This is a genomic window from Leptolyngbya sp. FACHB-541, from assembly GCF_014695875.1.
GTDB lineage: Bacteria > Cyanobacteriota > Cyanobacteriia > Elainellales > Elainellaceae > JAAUTN01.
This window is the reverse complement of sequence record NZ_JACJPC010000069.1, coordinates 54,395-75,160: the sequence shown is the minus strand read 5'-3', so window position 1 is coordinate 75,160 and position 20,766 is coordinate 54,395. Positions and strand designations below refer to the sequence as shown.

21 protein-coding genes are annotated in these 20,766 nt (G+C 48.4%); 12 read left to right on the top strand and 9 right to left on the bottom strand.

Annotated features, from left to right (window positions below; all coding sequences use genetic code 11):
- The 4 genes from H6G00_RS15610 to H6G00_RS15595 form a co-directional block, all read right to left on the bottom strand.
- On the bottom strand, positions 1–467 hold a 467-nt coding region (locus H6G00_RS15610; protein ID WP_190797445.1), incomplete at its 3' end, for a helix-turn-helix domain-containing protein.
- A 133-nt stretch (positions 468–600) separates the two neighbouring features.
- The gene (locus tag H6G00_RS15605; RefSeq protein ID WP_190797444.1) at positions 601–1,803 is read right to left on the bottom strand and encodes an acyl-CoA dehydrogenase family protein; all 1,203 of its coding nucleotides are present in this window, start codon (positions 1,801–1,803) and stop codon (positions 601–603) included.
- A 120-nt stretch (positions 1,804–1,923) separates the two neighbouring features.
- Positions 1,924–2,955, bottom strand: coding sequence for an NADP(H)-dependent aldo-keto reductase (locus H6G00_RS15600; RefSeq protein ID WP_190797443.1), 1,032 nt, complete (start codon positions 2,953–2,955; stop codon positions 1,924–1,926).
- 247 nt (positions 2,956–3,202) lie between these two features.
- Positions 3,203–3,817, bottom strand: a complete 615-nt coding sequence (locus tag H6G00_RS15595) for a peroxidase-related enzyme (RefSeq protein ID WP_190797442.1) — start codon at positions 3,815–3,817, stop codon at positions 3,203–3,205.
- 300 nt (positions 3,818–4,117) lie between these two features.
- On the opposite strand from H6G00_RS15595, the gene H6G00_RS15590 reads away from it, so the two are divergent.
- Together H6G00_RS15590 and H6G00_RS15585 are read left to right on the top strand one after the other, a co-directional pair.
- Entirely contained in the window at positions 4,118–5,110 is a 993-nt protein-coding gene (locus H6G00_RS15590) for an isopenicillin N synthase family oxygenase (protein WP_190797441.1), read from the top strand.
- A 17-nt stretch (positions 5,111–5,127) separates the two neighbouring features.
- On the top strand, positions 5,128–6,063 hold the full coding sequence (locus H6G00_RS15585) for a prohibitin family protein (RefSeq protein ID WP_190797440.1): 936 nt from the start codon (positions 5,128–5,130) through the stop codon (positions 6,061–6,063).
- Here the strand turns inward: H6G00_RS15585 and H6G00_RS15580 are convergent.
- The gene (locus H6G00_RS15580; protein ID WP_190797439.1) at positions 5,964–6,983 is read right to left on the bottom strand and encodes a LysR substrate-binding domain-containing protein; all 1,020 of its coding nucleotides are present in this window, start codon (positions 6,981–6,983) and stop codon (positions 5,964–5,966) included. The two genes, H6G00_RS15585 and H6G00_RS15580, sit on opposite strands and share 100 nt — an antisense overlap.
- Before the next feature lie 572 nt (positions 6,984–7,555).
- Between H6G00_RS15580 and H6G00_RS15575 the strand changes: the two genes are divergently transcribed.
- The 6 genes from H6G00_RS15575 to H6G00_RS15550 all read left to right on the top strand — a co-directional run bounded on the left by H6G00_RS15575 (position 7,556) and on the right by H6G00_RS15550 (position 12,568).
- A complete protein-coding gene (locus tag H6G00_RS15575; protein WP_190797438.1) occupies positions 7,556–9,079 on the top strand; it encodes an APC family permease in 1,524 nt (507 codons plus the stop codon).
- A 12-nt stretch (positions 9,080–9,091) separates the two neighbouring features.
- The gene (locus H6G00_RS15570; RefSeq protein ID WP_190642361.1) at positions 9,092–9,814 is read left to right on the top strand and encodes a cadmium resistance transporter; all 723 of its coding nucleotides are present in this window, start codon (positions 9,092–9,094) and stop codon (positions 9,812–9,814) included.
- A gap of 29 nt (positions 9,815–9,843) precedes the next feature.
- The gene (locus H6G00_RS15565; RefSeq protein WP_190797437.1) at positions 9,844–10,506 is read left to right on the top strand and encodes a cadmium resistance transporter; all 663 of its coding nucleotides are present in this window, start codon (positions 9,844–9,846) and stop codon (positions 10,504–10,506) included.
- A gap of 24 nt (positions 10,507–10,530) precedes the next feature.
- Entirely contained in the window at positions 10,531–11,148 is a 618-nt protein-coding gene (locus H6G00_RS15560; RefSeq protein WP_190797436.1) for a hypothetical protein, read from the top strand.
- A 75-nt stretch (positions 11,149–11,223) separates the two neighbouring features.
- Positions 11,224–12,057: a sulfite exporter TauE/SafE family protein gene (locus tag H6G00_RS15555; protein WP_190797453.1), complete on the top strand. Its 834-nt coding sequence runs from the start codon at positions 11,224–11,226 to the stop codon at positions 12,055–12,057.
- A 1-nt stretch (position 12,058) separates the two neighbouring features.
- Positions 12,059–12,568: a DUF1634 domain-containing protein gene (locus H6G00_RS15550; protein ID WP_190797435.1), complete on the top strand. Its 510-nt coding sequence runs from the start codon at positions 12,059–12,061 to the stop codon at positions 12,566–12,568.
- Between the two features lie 10 nt (positions 12,569–12,578).
- Here the strand turns inward: H6G00_RS15550 and H6G00_RS15545 are convergent, their stop codons facing one another.
- From H6G00_RS15545 to H6G00_RS15535, 3 genes are all read right to left on the bottom strand, one after another.
- On the bottom strand, positions 12,579–13,373 hold the full coding sequence (locus H6G00_RS15545) for a sulfite exporter TauE/SafE family protein (RefSeq protein WP_190797434.1): 795 nt from the start codon (positions 13,371–13,373) through the stop codon (positions 12,579–12,581).
- Position 13,374: 1 nt separating this feature from the next.
- Positions 13,375–13,851, bottom strand: a complete 477-nt coding sequence (locus H6G00_RS15540; RefSeq protein WP_242042289.1) for a hypothetical protein — start codon at positions 13,849–13,851, stop codon at positions 13,375–13,377.
- Between the two features lie 93 nt (positions 13,852–13,944).
- On the bottom strand, positions 13,945–14,739 hold the full coding sequence (locus tag H6G00_RS15535; protein ID WP_190797433.1) for an SDR family oxidoreductase: 795 nt from the start codon (positions 14,737–14,739) through the stop codon (positions 13,945–13,947).
- Between the two features lie 314 nt (positions 14,740–15,053).
- Between H6G00_RS15535 and H6G00_RS15530 the strand changes: the two genes are divergently transcribed.
- The 4 genes from H6G00_RS15530 to H6G00_RS15515 all read left to right on the top strand — a co-directional run bounded on the left by H6G00_RS15530 (position 15,054) and on the right by H6G00_RS15515 (position 20,126).
- Positions 15,054–16,016: a glycosyltransferase family 2 protein gene (locus H6G00_RS15530; RefSeq protein WP_190689764.1), complete on the top strand. Its 963-nt coding sequence runs from the start codon at positions 15,054–15,056 to the stop codon at positions 16,014–16,016.
- Positions 16,013–17,431 (top strand): Coenzyme F420 hydrogenase/dehydrogenase, beta subunit C-terminal domain, encoded by a 1,419-nt coding sequence (locus H6G00_RS15525; RefSeq protein ID WP_199318510.1) that lies wholly within the window; start codon positions 16,013–16,015, stop codon positions 17,429–17,431. The genes H6G00_RS15530 and H6G00_RS15525 overlap by 4 nt, the downstream gene beginning before the upstream one ends.
- Positions 17,432–17,544: 113 nt before the next feature.
- On the top strand, positions 17,545–19,137 hold the full coding sequence (locus H6G00_RS15520; RefSeq protein WP_190797432.1) for a hypothetical protein: 1,593 nt from the start codon (positions 17,545–17,547) through the stop codon (positions 19,135–19,137).
- Entirely contained in the window at positions 19,134–20,126 is a 993-nt protein-coding gene (locus H6G00_RS15515) for a lysylphosphatidylglycerol synthase transmembrane domain-containing protein (RefSeq protein ID WP_190797431.1), read from the top strand. The genes H6G00_RS15520 and H6G00_RS15515 overlap by 4 nt, the downstream gene beginning before the upstream one ends.
- A gap of 145 nt (positions 20,127–20,271) precedes the next feature.
- On the opposite strand, the gene H6G00_RS15510 is transcribed toward H6G00_RS15515, so the two are convergent.
- The gene (locus tag H6G00_RS15510) at positions 20,272–20,700 is read right to left on the bottom strand and encodes a gamma-glutamylcyclotransferase (RefSeq protein ID WP_190797430.1); all 429 of its coding nucleotides are present in this window, start codon (positions 20,698–20,700) and stop codon (positions 20,272–20,274) included.
- Positions 20,701–20,766 lie beyond the last annotated feature (66 nt).

Genomic DNA, 20,766 nt, shown 5'->3' with positions numbered 1-20,766 from the left:
ATCCGCTCACACGACTGTTCTACACTCACCGGACGAGGAACTTTAGGAGATGCCTGGAGGCGGTAGTACACCAGTTTATGCACCGTTTTGTACTTCGCCTCAACCCCCAACTGCGTCTCGAACCAATCACAAATTGCTCCGTAGCCATCAAACCCCTCAGGCTCTTGCAACCGCTTTTTCAGACTCGCTTCTGCCCAAGCTGGAATCGCACGGGGGCGACCGCAGGGTTCCTTTTTCTCCAGCATCTCGCTGAGTCCTCCTGCTCGATAGCGCCGTAACCACTTCTGAACACTGACTCGGTTGCGCCCAAGCAATTGCGCTGCTTGCTGTACCGTTGCAGCTTGCTTGCTTTTGAGCAGATACAGCAGTTGTATCCGTTCTTTGCCTGATGCAGTTTTCTGTTCTCTCAGTAACCCTTTGAGGTCTTCCTCACTCTCACCAATCTCTAGCTTGTATACCCCTGCCATCCTTCGTCTTTGAACCCATCAAAAGCTTTATACCATCTGTAGCCTTACTTTGAAGAATTGGTATAAGTTCTCCATCCAATCGCCGAATCACATGGGCTAAGGTAAGATTTTGCGATCGCGTCAATTCTTGCGCTCATGAGTAATAGTCAGGACTAGGAAGCTGTTGGTTAAGTGCCCAGTCACCCATCGCCCGAATTTTGTAATCTACCGGATCGTGTAAAGTAAACGTGCGAAGGTTGCGCCAGTAGCGATCGAACCCATATTTGGAGGCTGTTGAGCGGGTGCCCATCACCTCAAAGATGCGGCTTGTTACATCCAGCCCAACTTTGGTCGCAAGAATTTTGGCAGAGGCGATCGCCACCGCACATTTCCCCCTCTCTTCTGCCGTCAGCTGATCACCCCGTTCCCAAGTTGCTTGAACCTGTTGATTTGCCTGGTCAGTGAGAGCGATCGCCCCCTGCAAATTTACCCACATCTCACCGTAGTGATGTAACGTGTAAGGATCTTGTGTCGCCTGCTCAACCCCAGAAGTCAGCCATGCTCTGCTCTGGGTCCGGGTATATTCTTGAGCCGCTTCCAAAGCCCCTAGTGCAATGCCGAGATAAATGTTGGCAAAAGTGATTTGCGTCAAGCAAGAGCGAATGGTTTTAAACACACCGCTACTTAAATCAGGGCGTAAGATCTCTTCTGGTTGAACGAGTACATTGTCAAAGGTGATACTGCCACTATCGGTTTGCCGCTGACCCATGTTGTCCCAGTCCCTATTTACCGTCACTCCCTCACGAGCAGTGGGAACAATGGCGATCGCAAACCCTTCCACTCCGGGCAGCACAGCACTCACCGGAATCAGGTCAGAATCAACGGAACCCGAACAAAAACTCTTGATGCCATTTAACCGAAAGTGATCTGCCTCTGAGGCAAGTGAGACGCGCCGGTCAAGCGGATTAAACCCATTACACCAGAACCAGTTATTTTCTGCCGTAAGTTTGTAATATCGCTCTTTTTGTTCTGCCGTCCCAAAGATATGTGGAGCAACCACCCCTAGATGGTGATAGGAAAATATATGAGCAATGGAGCTATCTACTTTAGCAAAGTCTCGCGTGATCTGAAGAACTGTTGTCCAGCGATCGCCAATTCCGCCATATTCCTGAGGAATCACCAGCTTCAGCAAACCGCTCTGCCGCAGCTTATCGCGTTCAGCTTGGGGCGTACCTCCCTTTGCATCCCGCTCAACAGCAGTTACAGCAAACTCTTGAGCTAGTGATGTGGCGATCGCTCGGTAGTCCACTGCTTGAGAATTTTGAGAATTTACAGTTTGCTCGACTGCTAGTGACATACTTCCAACGTTGTTCCGTGCAATGGACTGAATCTGTGGTTCAACAACAATCTACAGTAAATTGATGGATTTACCGTATTAGTCCATCATGATTTCACAAGCACCATCAAAAATCAAGTCTTATGGTGCTGGATTGGGATAGCGGTGATGTAATGCTTCAATTTCTGCTAATGTCTCATCACTCAAATCCACTTCCAGGCTGTCTAAATTTTCCTGCAACTGTTCCAAGGTAGTTGCGCCAATAATGGTACTGGTGACAAACCAGCGGCTTCGTACAAAGGCGATTGCCAGCTTTGCAAGAGTTAAATTATGACGCCGAGCAATGTCAGCGTAAGCAGCTACAGCTTCATTTACATTAATTTTGAGATAACGCTGCCCAAACCCCTTAAACAGCGTAATTCTGGCTTTCTCAGGCTGTTCAGAAAGGTACTTCCCAGACAGCATCCCAAACGCCAGCGGACTGTAAGCCAACAGTCCTACATTTTCATAGTGACAGGTTTCTGCTAACGCCCAATCAAACACACGATTGAGCAAATTGTAAGCATTTTGAATTGACACCACTTTGGGCAATCCTAATTGCTTTGCAGCATGACTGAACTGAGAAACTCCCCAGGGCGTTTCATTACTCAAACCGACATGGCGAATCTTGCCTGCTTGAATCAAATCTGCAAATACAGATAGCTGCTCGGCAATGGCTACCGTTTCCCTTTCCTGAGTAGGATCGTACACAGATTGCCCAAACAGTGGAACATAGCGATCGGGCCAGTGAATCTGATACAGGTCAATGTAGTCAGTCTGCAACCGTTTCAAACTTTCATCAACCGCTTGTTTGAGGTTCTCCCGCTCGATCGCCTTTGTCCCGTTGCGGATCCATTTCATGCCTCGACCTGGACCCGCAATTTTAGTGGCAATAATCAGGCGATCGCGTCTCTGTTTCTTTAACCATTCACCGATGTAAGTTTCAGTTGCGCCATAGGTTTCAGCTCGGGGTGGTATGGGATACATCTCCGCTGTGTCAATAAAGTTGACACCCTGGGCGATCGCATAATCCAACTGTTGATGAGCCTGTTCAACAGTGTTCTGCTGTCCGTAGGTCATCGTCCCCAGACAAATCTCAGATACTTTGAGATCCCCTAGCTGCCTGTATTCCATAGCTTTTCCCAATCCTCTCTACAACTGTAAGTGTACTTTCCTCTACTTAAATACCCTACCGCTCAAACTCCAGCAATCGTACTTTGATTGCTGTTGTGAAAGTTGCAGGAGTTACACAGGAGCAGGAGCTAATTTAATAGAGTTTGCTTGGACAGGAGTTTCTATAACTAGGCGGTACAGAAAAGGTGAAGAATAGAAAACAGACGCACTGCTGCGCCTGTAACTTAGGAGAAATAGGAGACGGAAACTAATTTAAAATTTTGAGCTGACCCGGTTTTACCTTCCAACCAAATGCTTTAGATAAACGATTGGAAAGGCTGAATTGTCCAGCAACTTCACCCACTTCTAGGATTTCCTCATCGGATAATCCTTCATCGCGTAACAGTTCCAGGTCATCGGGTGATAAGTCACTGTCCAACCGAGTGAGTTTTACAGCAAAGTCTAGAATGGCATGTTCGCGATTGGTTAAGTGGGCTGTGCGATACTCACTGGCAACAGCATTGGTGAGTGCGCGATCGCCCGTCACTGATAGCAACTGAGCCTGGTGAGTCAACACGCAAGATTCACACCGATTGGTCGCAGAAACTACCACTGCAATTAACTCCCGCTCCCGATGAGATAACCCTCCAGCACGGTGTTGAATTGCATCGTAGTAGTGCCACCACTGCAAGAAATGCTCAGGATTGAGCGCATATCCATAGAAATAGGGATGAACAAACCCATAGGCATCGCGCTGTTGCTGAAACAGAGTTTTGATTTCATCCGGTAGTTTGGCTTCATCAGGCAATGCCAACCAGGATGCGGATGCATCATTCAGCTCTGTAGAAGGTTCCAAAACACTAACATCACTGGGATTTGACATTGAAATTCCTTGAGATTACTAGAACAATTTTTCTTACTGCCCGCATTCAAACTTCGACCCCACCGTAGCTACCAACAACTACTAACAGTGTCAGAGTTGAAAGGCTTTGTTCAAACCCAATCCTAAAATACGGTAAGTTAATCGAGATACCGTATTTATTTTGAAATGCTCGCACACCTAGCCAGAAAGCGCAAGCAGGCTAGGTGTTGTAAAATTAAATCTACGGCAATCTGATTGATGTATCGTATTTTTCCCAATACCATCAACGTGGCTAATAAAACTTAAAGAGGTAGGTAGTCCGTGTCTCTGATTCCAGTCGTTAACATCCAACCCCTCGTCACTGGAATTGGCGATCGCACCTTAGTTGCTGAGCAAATCCGGCAAGCTTGTCAGAACTGGGGCTTCTTTTACATCACGGGGCATGGGGTAGAAGAGCAGTTGCAACACGACTTAGAGGAACTCAGTCACCAATTTTTTGCTCAAGATCTCGACACCAAGATGCGAATTCGTATGGAGTTGGGTGGTCGAGCGTGGCGAGGCTATTTCCCGGTTGGAGATGAACTAACCTCTGGCAAACCCGACCAGAAAGAAGGGATTTATTTTGGGGCTGAGCTAGATGAGACTCATCCATTGGTGAGGTCAGGCATTCCCATGCATGGCGCAAATTTATTCCCGGATACGATTCCGCTGCTGCGTCAGATGGTGCTGGGCTATATGAATGCTATGACCCAACTGGGACATATCTTGATGACAGGAATTGCTCTCAGTCTGGGGTTAGAAGAAACTTATTTTAGCGATCGCTACACTTATGACCCGCTGATTCTATTTCGCATTTTTAACTATCCGTTCAACTCTTCAACTATTGATAAGCACTCCCTTTGGGGTGTTGGTGAACACACCGATTACGGCATTCTGACGATTCTCAAACAGGATAGCTGTGGTGGATTGCAAATCAAATCCAACGGTCAGTGGATCGATGCCCCCCCTCTCCCTAACACCTTTATTTGTAATATTGGCGATATGCTCGATCGTATGACGGGTGGTCTATATCGCTCTACACCACATCGAGTATTGAATCAATCAGGGCGCGATCGCCTCTCCTTTCCTTTCTTTTTTGATCCAAACTTTAACGCCGAAGTTAAACCAATCCAACATCTTTCACTTCATCAAAACGACAATAAATATGAACGTTGGGATCAAGCCAGCGTTCATGAATTTCGTGGAACCTATGGAGATTACGTGTTAAACAAAGTGTCCAAAGTGTTCCCGATGCTGCGTCAAGCAGTGTTATAGATTGGCAAGGGGTAAAGATGGATTTAAAGACACTCAATAAGGTGAATACGTCTCAGCTCAATCGCTCCTCAAAACGAGATCTTAGCGTTGCGAGTAAAGTATTTGCTACATTGATCATTTTAGTCCTGCTCTCCAGTTTTTTTGTGATTGTGAACGCGGGAGAACGAGGAGTTTTAATGCGGTTTGGGCAGGTTCAGCCGCAAGTGTTAGATGAAGGGCTGCACACGATTATTCCTATTGTAAATATGGTGCAGAAGTTGAGTGTTCGCGTGCAAAATCAGGAGATTTCAGCCGAAGCCTCTTCTAAGGATTTGCAGGAAGTTTACACCGATGTAGCGTTGAATTGGCATATTGTTCCAACAGAAGCAAACGTGATTTTTCAGGAAATTGGAGACAGACTTGCTATCGTCGAACGGATTATCAATCCTGCAGTTGAAGAAGTCCTTAAAGCGGTGATGGCGAAATATACTGCTGAGGAAATTGTGACTCGACGAAATGAGGTAAAAGCAGAGGTTGATGATTTATTGACAGAACGGTTAGCGGCTTATCACATTGCGGTAGATGACATTTCTTTGGTACATGTGCGTTTCTCAAATCGCTTTAGAGATGCGGTCGAGGCAAAACAAATTGCTGAACAAGAAGCCAAGCGGGCAGAATTTGTTGCCCTGAAAGCCAAACAGGAAGCAGAAGCACAGCTTAATTTGGCAAAAGGAGAAGCAGAAGCACAGCGCTTGTTGCGGGAAAATTTAACGCCAGAGATGCTGCAAAGACAGGCGATCGCCAAATGGAATGGCACCTTACCTCTCATTGTTGGCAGTGAAGGACCAAAACTTTTGGATTTGAATCGATTAATTCAACAAAGTGCCGGATTACCAACAGCTGGATCATCTAGTGTTGGATCACCTACTGCCGAGCCTTCTACCGCTGCGTCCTCCGCCGCTGCGTCCTCTTGAGCAGTTTGGTTCATTAACATTTGCTCAAAAGCGACTGCCGCTCGGCTTTGAAAGCGTTCTCGATGTTTGAGCTTCCACACGGGCTGAACAATGTCTAAAGTGGTCAGGCTTCCCTCTTGTTGAGTCACAGCGATCGCCCGTAGTGTTCCTAACTGCAATTCTTTCTGCACCATTAGGGCTGAGATTGCGGCGGCACCAATTCCCCCTTCAACAACAGATCTCACCATTTCACTGCTGGTTAAAACTAATACTACATTGAGTTGGAACGGCTTAATACCCAATCGCTCCAGGGTTTGCTCAAACACTTGCTGAACGCCAGAACCCGACTCTCGCATCACCCACTGCGTGGAAAGTAATTCCTCTACCTCAATTTTGCTGCGGCTGTACCAGGGATGAGTTTTCCCGACCACAATTTGGAGGCGATCGAGCCCGACTTCCTCCTGCTCCAGCAAATTCCGCAACGTGGGTTTGACCTCTCCATTCACTAGCCCCAAATCAAACAGTCCTGATGCGGTTCCTTCACAAATTTCCTCGGCGTTGGCCAGGGTACAATTGACCACAATCCCTGGATATTCTTGCTTGAATTGAGTAATTCGTTTTGGCAACCAGTAGTTCCCTACGGTGAGACTTGATCCCAGCCGCAACTCCCCTCGCTGCAAGCTGTTGAGCTCTCGCAGTCCACGTTCAGTTAAAACTACCTGGTCGAGAATCTTTTGCGCTTCTGCTTCTAGCAGTTTTCCGGCTTCGGTAATTTCGATGTGTCGCCCAACGCGGTGAAACAGGCGTATTCCATACTCTTTTTCCAAAGTACTGATAGCGGCACTGACGGCAGGCTGAGTAATGTAGAGTTCTTCCGCAGCACGAGTAAAGTGTAAATGTTCTGCGACAGCCAGAAAAATTCGCAATTGCTCAAACGTCATCAATCTGTACGTGCCTTACTTTCTAAGCATTAAATCCGGTAAATCAATCGAAATTTAGTACTTTAAATAATGCCATAACCTTTCCTACAACGCAATCCTAGTAGCTTCAAAGCTTTCTCAAAAAATGGATGCCTTAATACCAACAGCAAAATTCTGAATTATTTTAATGTTTGAAAAAGGTTTCTAAGCTACCTTTGATCTGAATTTGTAGTGCAAAAAAGAAGACGATCACCACTATTTCTCAATAGAAATAGCGAACTAGGCTTTTCACTTTTTCACTAAAAAATAAGGATAAACCTATTTTCCTATATGAAAATCGGAGAATTGAACACTGCTATGGAAAATTAACTTCACGCTGTTTGAGCTATTGTCAAACCTTCTCCAGGCAAGAGCTTTAAGCGTTCATAAATTACTTTTATCAATTCAAAAAGAAAGAGTATTTGATCCTATTCCTGCTTATCTCTACATTGGAACTCATGCTCTTCGCAACGGATCCTTGCTGAGGCAAACCAATCAGTTTATGCAGAAGCGATCGCGCTTTGTTTTTACATCAAACTACTGGAACTTGCCTGATGGTAAATCAATCAAACTCAAAACCTACTCGCAGCACACACGGCTTAAAGCCTGACTGTCTGCCATTTGGAGAGGTGCTGGCACAATCCTTTGCTGTAATTGCTCCAACTACGATTCCGGCATCCAACCTTGGGTTGATTGTTGCCTTGGCAGGAAGCGGAACCTGGCTTAGCCTCCTCATTGGCATGGTTGGATTACTGTTTGTCAGCATCAATATCAATCAGTTTGCCAGCCGTTCTGCATCACCGGGTTCGCTCTATTCCTACATTGCCAAGGGGCTGAGTCCAACCGCAGGCGTAGTATGTGGCTGGAGTCTGGTACTAGCTTATTTGTTTACTGGAATGTCGGTGCTGTGCGGCTTTGCTAACTTTAGCGACATGCTGCTAGGGCATGTAGGAATTCATTTTTCTGCAATCACCTGGCTAACTTTGGGAGCGGCGATCGCCTGGTATGCCGCTTACAAGGACATCCAGCTTTCAGCAATGGCGATGCTGTGGATGGAAGGCGCGTCTATCGTTTTGATTTTGGTTTTGGCGTTGATTATTTGGACACACACGGGTTTTGCCCTGGATTGGTCGCAGTTAACCTTACATGACGCGACACCGGGCGGAGTGACGATGGGGTTAGTGCTAGTCCTGTTTGCCTTTTCTGGATTTGAAAGCGCCACTTCCCTAGGTGATGAAGCAAAAAATCCGCTGCGGAGCATTCCCAGAGCTGTGATAGGCAGCGCAATTATGGCAGGGCTATTCTTTATTGTGACTGCCTACATTGAAATCTTAGGATTTAGCAGCACAGGCACGTCAATCACTACCACAGAAGAACCTCTCGGTTTTCTTGCCCATCAAGTGGGTGTAGGGTTTTTGGGAGATCTAGTGGCATTTAGTGCCCTGTTTAGCTTTTTTGCCTGTGTGTTAGGCAGCATCAATCCAGCGGCACGAGTGTTTTTCACAATGGCGCGTCATGGGCTGTTTCCCTCAATGTTGGGTGAGGCACATAGTTTCAATCGCACTCCCCATGTGGCAATCTCACTGTGTTCGCTGCTGATGTTTTTGGTGCCTGCGGGGCTGTCACTCTTTCACATTCCCTTATTCGCAATGATGGGATATCTGGGGGCGATCGCCAGCTATGGCTTCTTAACGGTTTATATTTTGATTTCCGTTGCAGCTCCCGTCTATTTGATGCAGATCAACAAACTTCGTTCACGCGATGTGGTGTTTTCGGTGGTGGGCGTTGGCTTCATGAGTTTACCTGTGTTGGGCAGTGTAGGAATTCCGGGAAGCAATCTGTTCCCTGTTCCTGAAGCCCCCTACAACCTGTTTCCCTACTTGTTTTTGCTCTACCTCGCTATCACCTGCGGTTCGTTCGTTGTTCAGCGCCTTCGCTCTCCTCGCACAGTTTTGATTATGGAGCGCAGTATCAATGAAATTCATGAACGATTTACTGCCTTTGAGCCAGTCGTGGTGCCATCTTCAGGAACTGGTCCACTACCCTCTTCCCCGTTTCCCTTACCTCCTGATCATTGAGGACTATCATCTGTGAATGAGTTACTGAAAGCCATTTCAACTGGATTTACAGCATTTACTGCCACTAACCTGGATGACATTTTGATCCTGCTTCTGTTCTTTTCTCAAGTTAATTCAGTGTTTCGACGACGACACATTGTTGCAGGGCAATATTTAGGATTTGTGGCACTGGTTGCAATCAGTCTTCCCGGCTTCTTTAGCAGTATGGTGCTGCCTCGCCCCTGGATTGGCATGTTAGGAATTGTCCCGATTGTGATTGGGTTGAGCCGTTTAATCAATCCCGTTCAGGATGAGGATGAAGAAGCCGAAGCGCCACAGCCGCCTGAGCGTTCCTGGTACTCTAGCTTGTCACCTCAAGCCTATGGCGTGGCGGCCGTGACGTTTGCGAATGGAGGTGACAATATCGGCATCTATGTCCCCCTATTTGCCAGCAGCAATGGACTCACTTTGTCAGTCATTTTGGCAGTTTTCTTTGTGCTGGTAGGAGTTTGGTGTTTTGCTGCCTATCGCCTAATGCAAGTGCCTGCGATCGCCAAATCGCTTACTGACTACGGCAATCAACTCGTTCCATTTGTGCTGATTGGCTTAGGAATTTTGATTTTGATTGATAGCCACACTCTAGAAAATCGTGGTTTAGCAGTGCTGACGCTGGTGATTAGTGGTCTGTTTGGGCTGCACCTGTTTCGTAGTGCAGCACGTCCCAACGTCGTGGTAACCAATCTCAAGCAAAATTAAAGGAGTCACTATGAATACCTGAATACATCATGGGCTGGATCGTACAAGCCATCACGACAGGCATCGCTGCCTTTGCTGCCACTAACATTGACGACATCATCATCCTGATGCTCTTCTTTGCCCAGGTCAATGCAATCCTCCGCCCTTATCACATTGTTACAGGTCAATATCTAGGATTTTTGGTATTGATTTTGGCGAGCCTTCCTGGCTTTATAGGTGGATTACTAATTCCAAGAGCATGGATTGGGCTACTGGGAATTCTGCCAATCATCATTGGGGTGAGTCAGCTTCTCAATCGCGATAAACCAGATACCGATGTTCAGACCTTATCGCATCAGCCAGGTTCGACCTCAGAGCGATCGCCCTCATCTAAACTGGCAGCGCTACTCACCCCGCAAACCTACAGTGTGGCAGCCGTCACCCTCGCCAATGGAGGAGACAACATCGGCATCTATGTTCCCTTATTTGCCAGTTGTGATTTGCCCATGTTGCTGCTAATTCTCACCGTTTTTTTCGTGCTGATTGGAGTGTGGTGTTATGTTGCTTATCGCTTAGCCCGATTTCCGGCGATCGCCCATCTTCTAACCCGCTATGGCCGTGCGATCGTTCCGTTTGTGTTGATTGGTTTAGGGATGTTCATTTTACTTGAAAGCAAAACTTATCAACTGTTCACATCTGCCCCATTGTTTTAGTTCTAAACTCGAAGGAGATTGACCATGAAACTGTTCAAATTGCTGCTGATTGGATTGATGCTTTTCCTCAACATTGCCGTTGCTCAACCCGCTCTCGCTGATCCACCTCCTTTAAATCAAAATCCTGACTACACCCAAATTACTGAGACGTTAGTCAACTTGACTCAAGCACAAGATACCAACACTCCCCCTGAAGGAATGACGATGGAGCAAGTGCAACAGCAAATTGCGGATTTGCAATACCAGAAATACATTATGGAAACGGGCGAAGACACGATTTGCCGCAATGATACGGCTCAAGCGATCGCCGTCTATGGTGACAAGTCTAAAACATCAACTTCCACCTTTGATCAGGTCATGTACCTCCTGCCCGCAGGAGCAGAAACCGATGATGATTGGGCTTGCAAAGGAATCTACTTGCCTAATGATGTCAAAGTAGCAGGGTTGAATGTCGGCAGCGCAGCCGCTATTAAAGTTCTGCAAGGAACACAGTTGATCGCGACAGAAAATCCTGATACAGGAGCGATCGAGTTAAATCTTCCCGCAACCCAAGTCTTCAAGTCTGGAGATGTGAATTGGGAAATTCCCGATTTAACTCAGGCAGACCTGACCACTCAATTTCCCGCTGCACCCTTAGATTAAACAACTTCAGGTCTCTGGCTTCTCAAAGAAGTCGGAGACCTGAACAACTGAACTGGTTCATTCAGGAGTAAGCATCTGAATATTCTAGAATTTTCCGTATTAGTGTGGGCTGGCTCGTTCCTGGCAGGATTTTTGGGAGCGTTGACGGGTTTGGGTGGCGGTGTGGTGATCGTTCCGCTGCTGACCTCTGTATTTGGCGTAGATATCCGCTATGCGATCGGGGCATCGCTCGTTTCAGTGATTGCAACTTCCTGTGCAGCAGCATCCACCTACATTCTCCAGGGCTACGCCAATTTAAGGTTGGGTATGTTTCTGGAAGTGGCTACTACTATTGGAGCCATTGTAGGAGCACTACTGGCAACTATGATTTCGATCAAGCTATTAACGCTGGTGCTGGCGATCGTACTGCTCTACTCTGCTTATTTGGCCCAGCAGCCCAGGGCAGAAGCTCTGACCGATGACGCAGAAGAACCGCTGGCTCAACAACTACAATTGCATGGCACCTATCCAACCCCTGATGGACTAATGAGCTATCAGGCTTACTCGGTGCCACTGGGATTTGGGCTAATGTCGATCGCAGGCGTTCTATCTGGACTATTGGGAATTGGCTCTGGTGCGTTGAAAGTGCTAGCAATGGACCAGGTCATGCGCCTACCGTTTAAAGTATCGACTACCACCAGCAGTTTCACGATTGGCGTAACGGCGGCTGTTTCTGCGGGTGTGTATCTGGCGCGAGGCTATATTGATCCAGGATTGTCAATGCCTGTAATGTTAGGGGTGTTTCCTGGTGCCTGGTTGGGTGCAAAAGCGTTGATGGGTACAAAAGTGAGTGTGTTGCGGGTTGTATTTAGTGTCGTCCTGGTCGTGATGTCGTTCAAGATGGTTTACAACGCATTTGGAGAGATGTGAGATGCCTCCCGAGTCCGAAGTTCAAATACCTACCTCAACCGTAACCGCCCAAGCCCTGTCGATCGCCCTTGAGCATCCTCCAGTCGTTGTTGATCTGTCGGTCAGTTGTCAGGACTATCCCCAGCACCAGTTAGACGAGCGATCGCCTGATTACCGATTAGGAATAATCCTCAGCAATCTACTGAAGTATGGTGTGTGGCTTGCCACTGCAATAGTTTTATTGGGCGGCATTCTATATCTTGTCCGACACGGTATGGAACCCGTTAACTACCATATTTTTCAGGGCGAACCTGATATGTTTCGATCGCCTGCCGGAGTAATCGATGCAGTACTTTCCGGTCGTCGTCGCGGCATTGTGCAGCTAGGGCTATTATTCTTAATTGCAACCCCCGTCCTGCGGGTTCTAGTGTCTTTTATCTTCTTTATTAAGCAGCGCGATATTCCCTATGTAATCATAACGGGCTTAGTCATTAGTGGCTTGCTCTACAGTTTGCTGGGAGCCTATTTCTAATACACTTCATTCATGCAGAATGGGCTAACTTCCAACTCACCATCACTAGGATCAGGTAAACAGCAAATCGCAACGCTTTCTGAGGTGCGGCTTGACAGAGTTTTGCCCCTATCAACACACCCGGAATTGATCCAACCCAAATGGGAAGAACCAAGCTCCAGTCTACTGTTCCTAGCGTTAAATGTCCTAAAGAGGTGACGCTGAGGAGAATTGCGGCCTGAGTTAGATCAGTGCCCACTAATTTCTTAGCATCTAGTTGAAACAGGGCGATTAATACCAGGGCAAACATTGAACCAGATGAAACGCTGGTCATGCCAACCATGCAGCCTAATATTGCACCAACCGCGATCGCGATCGCCCTTCCATTCAAAGTATCTAGATTCAGCTTGGGTAAGGAGGGCAATTCCAGCGACGGAGCCACCATCATTAGGATCAGTTGCAGGAGTGCCACCAGCGTGATCATTAGAATGGCAATGCCCAGTAATCGCAGCAGTAGACTATCTAAATTAATGTCACTTTGTCGAATGAAGTGCAGCAGACCAACCCCAACGAGGGAACCCGGCACACTGCCTAAAGCCAACCATTTCACGGACTGTACATCAACCGTCTGCTGCCGCCAGTGTTTTACCCCACCCACAATTTTCATCAACGTTGCGGCAACTACGTCAGAGCTAACTGCTATCGAAGCAGGCACCTGAAATACAACGATGAGCATGGGTGTGATTAGAGAAGCACCACCGATTCCTGTCAGCCCCACAATAATTCCAACTACAAAACTGAGGGATGAAAGCAGTAGGTAGTTCATCTTAGCGATCGCCTCCAAAGGGCCACAGCACACTCAAGCTAAACGAACTTCCTTCTAGGTCTAAGCCAGGAGTTTCCAAAATGTGGAAATGAATTAACCCCAAAATAATTAAGGTGTAGACCGTGGAGGAAACTACACCTGTAATCAGTTCTTTCTTAAGATTGCGCTCTTTTGCCTCACCCTGGAAGGCATCCATAATCCCCAGTTGTATCAGCAGGATTCCCGCTACATTAGAGAGCCAGTACCCGGCGATCGCCGCAGGCAAAAAGAAATCAGGCGAAAAGCGGCTTGCCAGGTAGCCCAACCCATAGGCAAACGGCAGATTAAAAAACAGGTCGTTCCACCAGGAGAGCGGCGACAGCAAATACCCCAAGACTAACAAAAAGCCACCCCGCAGGCGTTTGAGTGGAGTTGGTTGTTCTGGGCTAAACGCCGAAGTTGAATCAAGGGGCGCATCCGATTCTGACAGACGTTCCATAAAATACGGTAATTTGACGTAGTTACCGTATTTTATCACCGTGCTGGACGAAAAACTGCAAATTTGCAGTTCCAGCGCCAACCTTTACATGATTCAAACAATTGAACGCACCACTCCGCCATCTACTCGCAGCGCGGCTCCGTTCGTGGCCGAGGACAGAGGACTGGCAACAAATGCAACTAGCGCAGCAACTTCTTCGGTCGTTGCAAAGCGTTGAATTAGAGAAGAGGGGCGCGTTTTCTCAAAAAACTCCTTCTCCACCTGCTCTGGTGGAATGTTTTGCTCTGCTGCCAATCCTTGAATAAACTCTTCTACCCCCTCTGAACGCGTGGGTCCTGGTAGCACTGAGTTTACAGTGACATTGGTTCCAACTGTTGTTTCGGCTAACCCTCGTGCTAGAGATATCTGAGCAGTTTTTGTCACCCCATAGTGAATCATTTCAGCGGGAATATTCACGGCAGACTCACTGGAGATAAAGATGATTCTCCCCCAGTTTTTCTGCATCATCTTAGGCAAGTAATGTCGAGAGAGCCGAACGCCACTTATCACATTGACTTCCAGGAATTTTAGCCACTCATCATCTGAAATTTCGCTAAAGGCTTTTGCCCCATAAATGCCCAGGTTGTTGACTAGAATGTCAACCTCTGGAACTTTGTGAAACAAAGCGTTTGCGCCATCAGCAGTACCTAGGTCAGCAGCTAGTCCTTGCAGTTTGACATCAGGTGACTTTTGTTTGATCTGATCAATCGCTGCATTTACTCGTGCTTCAGTGCGTCCGTTGACAATGACGGCTGCTCCTTCTTGAGCCAAGGTGGTGGCGATCGCCAGTCCAATTCCAGCCGTCGAACCACTCACTACTGCGACTTTGCCAGTCAGTTGAAGATCCATAGTCTTGAATGTCCTAGAAATCGACTGGAAACTCAGACTATTTGAACGGTTTCTAGCGACTTAGGTCATCCCTCTGACGAGGGGAAAAGGGGCGATTGCATCAAATTGCTTCATCAGTTCCAATGATTTTGCATCCTCTGCATAATCGCGTGCACACGCTATATTGACCTCTTGCGATAGATGACTAATGATGAATTTGCTCTCTGCCTAACTTGAAATCTGCTCCGATGTGCTGCGATTAAAAGTAAAGTTTGGGTAAAGGGCGTTTTATTCTAGAGTCTGATTCACTCTGATCCGAGCGTTGAAATCTGCTGATGACCAAACTGATTATTCAAATTCCTTGCTACAACGAGGAAGCCACCTTAGGAATGACGCTAGCTGAGCTACCGCGCCAGATTCCTGGCATCGATCAGGTGGAATGGCTGATTATCAACGATGGCAGCAGCGATCGCACCGTTGAAGTAGCGTTAGCCAATGGAGTAGATCATGTCGTCAGCTTTGCCCGCAATCAAGGATTAGCTCATGCCTTCATGGCAGGGTTAGAAGCGTGCCTTAAGGCGGGGGCAGACATCATTGTAAATACGGATGCAGACAATCAGTACTGTGCGGCTGACATTCCCAGGTTGGTTGAGCCGATTTTGCAAGGCGAAGCAGACATCGTGGTAGGAGCGCGACCGATTCGGCAAATTAAGCATTTTTCGCCCATCAAAAAGCTGCTGCAAGGGTTTGGCAGTTGGGTGGTTCGGCTAGCCAGCAAAACGAATGTCGTGGACGCGCCAAGCGGCTTTCGGGCAATCAGTCGAGAGGCAGCGCTGCGACTAAATGTGTTTAACGAATACACGTACACCCTAGAGACCATCATTCAGGCAGGGCGGCAAGGGATGGCAATTAAGTCAGTGCCGATTCGCACAAACGGCTATTTGCGTCCCTCGCGGTTGGTGAAAAGCATTCCCTCGTATGTGAAGCGATCGCTTCTTACCATTCTGCGAATCTCAATGACCTACAAGCCGCTACGTTTTTTCGCGGTTTTGGGCAGCATTCCCTTTTCTATGGGCTTTTTGCTAGGAGTTCGTTGGCTAGTCTTGTTCTTCCTAGAGAATGGGACGCGATCGCGCGCACCTAGTCTGATTCTGGCGGCAATCTTGATTCTGATTGGCTTTCAACTGTGGATGTTTGGCTTAGTCGCAGACCTGATGGCGGTCAACCGCAAAGTATTAGAAGATATTCAATTGCGCCTGCGTCGAGCAGAACTGAATTCCAACCAAAAAGAGCGATGAAAATGGGGAACGGGATAAAACACAGCTTCTGGAGCCGCTTTCAAACACAGGTGATTCAACCCAAGAATTGCACGCACTGTGGCACATGTGTGGGACTGCATCCAGAGCTGCTGGAGTTTCGGGAAACTCCATCTGGTCCACTGCCCTTTTTGCGTCGAGCTTTGACTGATGCAGAAGACCAATCGCTGGGGCTGGCATGGGCAGTTTGCTCTGGGCGTGGCGTTCCTTATCCTAACCTGCTGTCATACCTGAACAACGGCAAGCCTAACAGTCCGCTGCTGGGTGCTTACCGGCAGGTGTTTACGGGCTATGCGGCTGACCCAGCCATTCGACGGCGCGGTGCATCGGGCGGAGTAATCAGCCGAGTCCTGATTCATTTGCTAGAAAGCGGTCAAATTGAAGGAGCCGTCGTGTTGCGTCAGGGCTTGCATTCCCCAGAAGCCGCGACCCCGGTAATCGCTACCAGTCGAGAAGAAATTCTTGCAGCGGCTCAAAGTATCTATGCCGTCACTCCGACGCTGACGATTCTGCCTGAAATCGCAGCATTCCCTGGTCGTCTGGCGTTTGTTGGGCTCCCCGAACAGGTCACTGCACTGCGAATGCTCCAGGCAGCAGGACATCCTGCTGCTCAGAAGGTCGTATTTGTGGCTGGTCCTTATACAGGGACGAACATGTATGCGGGAGCAGTACGGGCGTTTTTGCGGATGCAGGGGGTGAAGGATGCGATCGCCATTACTTCACTCCAGTGGCGAGCAGGCGAATGGCCTGGCTACCTTCAGGTTGAAACCGCTGATGGGCGTGTCTTCAAAGCCCAAAAGTTTTACTACAACTACCTAATTCCTTTCTACATTTCGCGCAACTGCCAGATCACGCCCGACTTCACCAACGAAGCCACCGATCTATCGGTCGGGGATGCCTGGTCGCCCCAATTTGAGCAGGCAGGGGGTGGACATTCTGTGATTGTGGCTCGAAGTGAATTTGCTGAAAAAGTTCTGTTCGCGATGCAGCAATCTGGCAAACTGACGCTAGAGCCAATTCCCGTCAATCAAGCATTGGGAATGCACGGTCATATGCTCGACTTCAAAAAGCGAGGCAGCTTCATTCGGCTAGCCGTGCAGCAGCGACAGGGCATTCCTGTTCCTGACTTTGGCTACCGTCCTGAAAAAATTCCCCTCAGTCGCTGGCTCGTCGAAGTTGTAATCAGCGGTTCTTTTCTAATTGGTCGTCAAGCTTGGGCAAGATGGCTAGTTTCTAAACTGCCAATGGAGCTCGTTGGTCCAACCTTTAACTTCTTGCGTAAAACCTGGAAGGGGTTGTCTAAGCCGACTAAGCGGAAGGGGTTGGCTGAGGTGAGGTTTGTTGAGGAGGGGGGGAGCGATCGCTGGCAAGAAATCCAGTCCAGTGTGAAAGGGTAGAGTGCTATAGGATCAAACTAAACCAGACTATCAGTAAGATTTGGTGAGGGTGATACGCTTTTATAGCAGTTCTTCAGAACTCCTAACTCGTTGTGCGATCGCCCTCAACCTCAATGTCTGACTTGCCTTCCCAATTTCGCCACTACGTCAACTGCCAGATGGCGCGGGTGCTAACCCAGATGGATCGTGACCCTGATTCACCCACTTTTGGCTGCTTCGATCGCAACTACTGGCATTACAAAATTCGTGATTTTCCCTCGGCGATTCTTCAGCAGGGTATTTTTACTTTAGAGGCAGCACGAGCTAGACAAATTGCCGTCAACGTTTCCTCTGATGTAATCGAGCGCTGGTGTGTCGGTGCAGTGAATGCGCTGGCACGGCAGGTCGATCGCCAGGGTGGAGTAGACGAGTATTACCCGTTTGAGCGCAGCTTTCCAGCAGCGGCGTTTGGGCTGTATGCGGCAAGTCGAGTGCTATATGACTGGCAAACCAACGCCCCGCATCTACTTAATTCTGTAAATGAGGCTCCCCTAAGGCGACTGGCACAGAAGCTAGCGGGACGGGTAGAGCAAAAGGCAATGAATCAACAGGCAGCGGGACTAGCGGGGATTGCGCTGGCTGCAAAGGTGGGAATCATTGCCCCAAGCGCCATTCAGCCGATCGCCGATCGCCTCTTCCAGTCGCAGCACCCCGAAGGTTGGTTTAACGAGTATGGTGGGCCAGATTTCGGCTATCTGACCGTCACTCTGGATGCACTAGCCGATTATCATGACGTAACTCACGATGAGCGAGCGATTCAGGCAACGGATAGGGCGATCGCCTTCCTCGCTCAACTGGTAGGCGCTGACGGTCGATTGCCTTCTACTCTGAACTGTCGCAACACTGATTATGTGGTGCCTTACGGATTAGTTCGGGCTGCATCCCGTAATCCTTTAGCAAGCTGGTTAGTCGAAACGCTGTTTCGCGACTTAGGACAACCTAGCCATCCGATTTGGGCAACGGACGACCGCTACCACTGTCATTACGTATTTGCCAGTATTGTAAGAAGTTTGCCTTACCTGGACGCAATGCAGGCAGCTCAGGCTCCAACTTTTCGACCTGAAATTTGGTTAGAGGGTTGTGGTTACTGGGTTTACTGGTCAGGCGATCGCCAGTGGACTACCTACGTTGCAGCGCGCAAAGGTGGCTTAGTCAGAATTCATCGTCAGAATCAGTCGCCTGTTGTTGACCACGGTTGGCGAATTGGGGCAAAAGGCGGACTCTGGACAAGCAACTGGTGGTCAGATGAGTGGTCGATTCAGCGGCAGGGACAGGAAATTTGCATTCGCGGCAACTGTCAGAAAACTCAGTTTCATGTTGCTAGCCCTGTCAAACATGCCGTTCTGCGGCTGTTGGCTTGGCTGTTTGGTGAAAAGCTGGTCCCGTTTTTGAAGCAAAAAATGATTTTTCGATCAGGTAAAGCAGACGGGCCGCAGTTTGAACGACGGGTGCAGATTAGTTCCAGTGGAGTGCAGCTTCAGGATCAGATAGAAGCACGGGCAGGGGCGATCGCCACGACTAGCCCACGCCAAAACCTGCGCCACGTTGCCAGTGCAGACAGCTTTAGCCCTGAAGAATGGCAGCCTGCGTTACTTCCCCCAACTCGTCAAGCGCTGGATCGCAAGCTGCAAGTTAGTGCTAATTGGGCGGCAGGCTCGGATCTATGAAACGGCTGGTTTCTCTGGCGGTTAGCCTACTCATCCTGGGTGTGATTTACTGGCAAATCGACACTCGTGGACTGGTGCAGGTATTTCAGCAGAGCGATCGCCTTTGGTTGGGGATCAGTTTGGGAATGGTCGTGCCGCTGACGCTGATGACGGGCTGGCGGCTTCAGCAACTCATGCCCCACGAGCGAGACAAGCAGCAAGCAACCTCTCCACCTTTGCCGTTTTGGGAAGCAAATCGCTTAATTCTGGTTGCCTGTGTGTTGAACATGGTGCTGCCCTCAAAAATGGGCGACATTGCTAAAGCTTACTTCATGCGCGATCGCGGGCACCTGGATGGCTCTCTCGCCGTTTCCCTGGTGGTATTCGAAAAAGCCTGCGATCTGCTGTCCCTGTTACTGTGGTGTGCTCTGGGATTGGTGCTTTACCCGCAAAAGGGCTGGATCTTTTGGGTAATGACTCTCAGTGTCGTCTCGGGGCTGATTGTGGGACTGCTGCTGTTAGGGTCGCGCAAATTTGCTCAGTTCTTCTTTCAGCTAGGTCAGTTCGTTGCTCCCAAAAAAACAAAAGCCAACCTTGAAGCTTTAGGCAAAGCCTGGGAAACCATGCACGCCTATTTTTGGGGCGATCGCCTGCACCTGCTCAAGATTGTTGGCACTTCAATTCTGATCTGGTTTTTTCATCTACTGCAAATCTGGTTTTTCATCTTCGCTCTCAAAGCCTGGACACCGTTTTTGGCGAATCTAGCACTGGCTCCGTTGGCAATTTTGGCAGGATTGCTGCCACTTACCTTTGCTGGAGTGGGTACCCGTGATGCAGCGATTATTGCTTTTTATCAACCCTTCATCGATACTCCAACTGCTGCTGCATTAGGACTATTGTGTACATCGCGCTACTTGTTGCCTGCAATCGCTGGACTCCCCTTCCTTAGCGAATATTTAGGTAAACTGCGTCGTTTAAAGAGAACAACCAGTAACCCAGAAAACCTTTAGGAAAGCAACAGCCTTGACACGATAGGTAAGCTTCTCCTCGACGAAAATAACTCGATAAAAATAAAGCGATCGCAACCAATGGAAAAAGGGCATTGCTGATCTGATGTATGAATTTCGTAGGGTCATAGCATTGCCATGACCCTAACTAGAAACTGCTCCAGTGCCCTTCAGGGAGCAAAACACCGCCCCAGTGCTTTGCCTGCTCAAAGGACATTCGATAGACCCAGGCTTTACCTAAGGGTTGGCGATCGCTCCCCCAGACTTCAATCTCTTCCCGCTGATATTCATTTTCCTCAGCAGGGCGATCGGGGTCATAATTCTCCCATTCATCCAGATCCTTTAGGACTGTTGAGTCAGCAAAGGTCAGCAAAAATCCGTAGACCCAGCCCTCTCCCAACGTCATTGCCGGATAGCCCATTGGTAGCGCAAACAGCTGACCGGAGGCGATCGCTTCACACACCGCCGCTACTTTCCCCGCACAATATCTTTCATAGGATGCTTCATCCGGTTTCAACGTTCCGTAGACGAATACTCTAATTAGAGGTGAATCACAGCCCTGTTGAGCCTGGAGCATAGGAAGTAGACAGAGATCTGAGTTAACTGGCTCAAGATTCTATAACGTCGTCGTCATCCATGACCG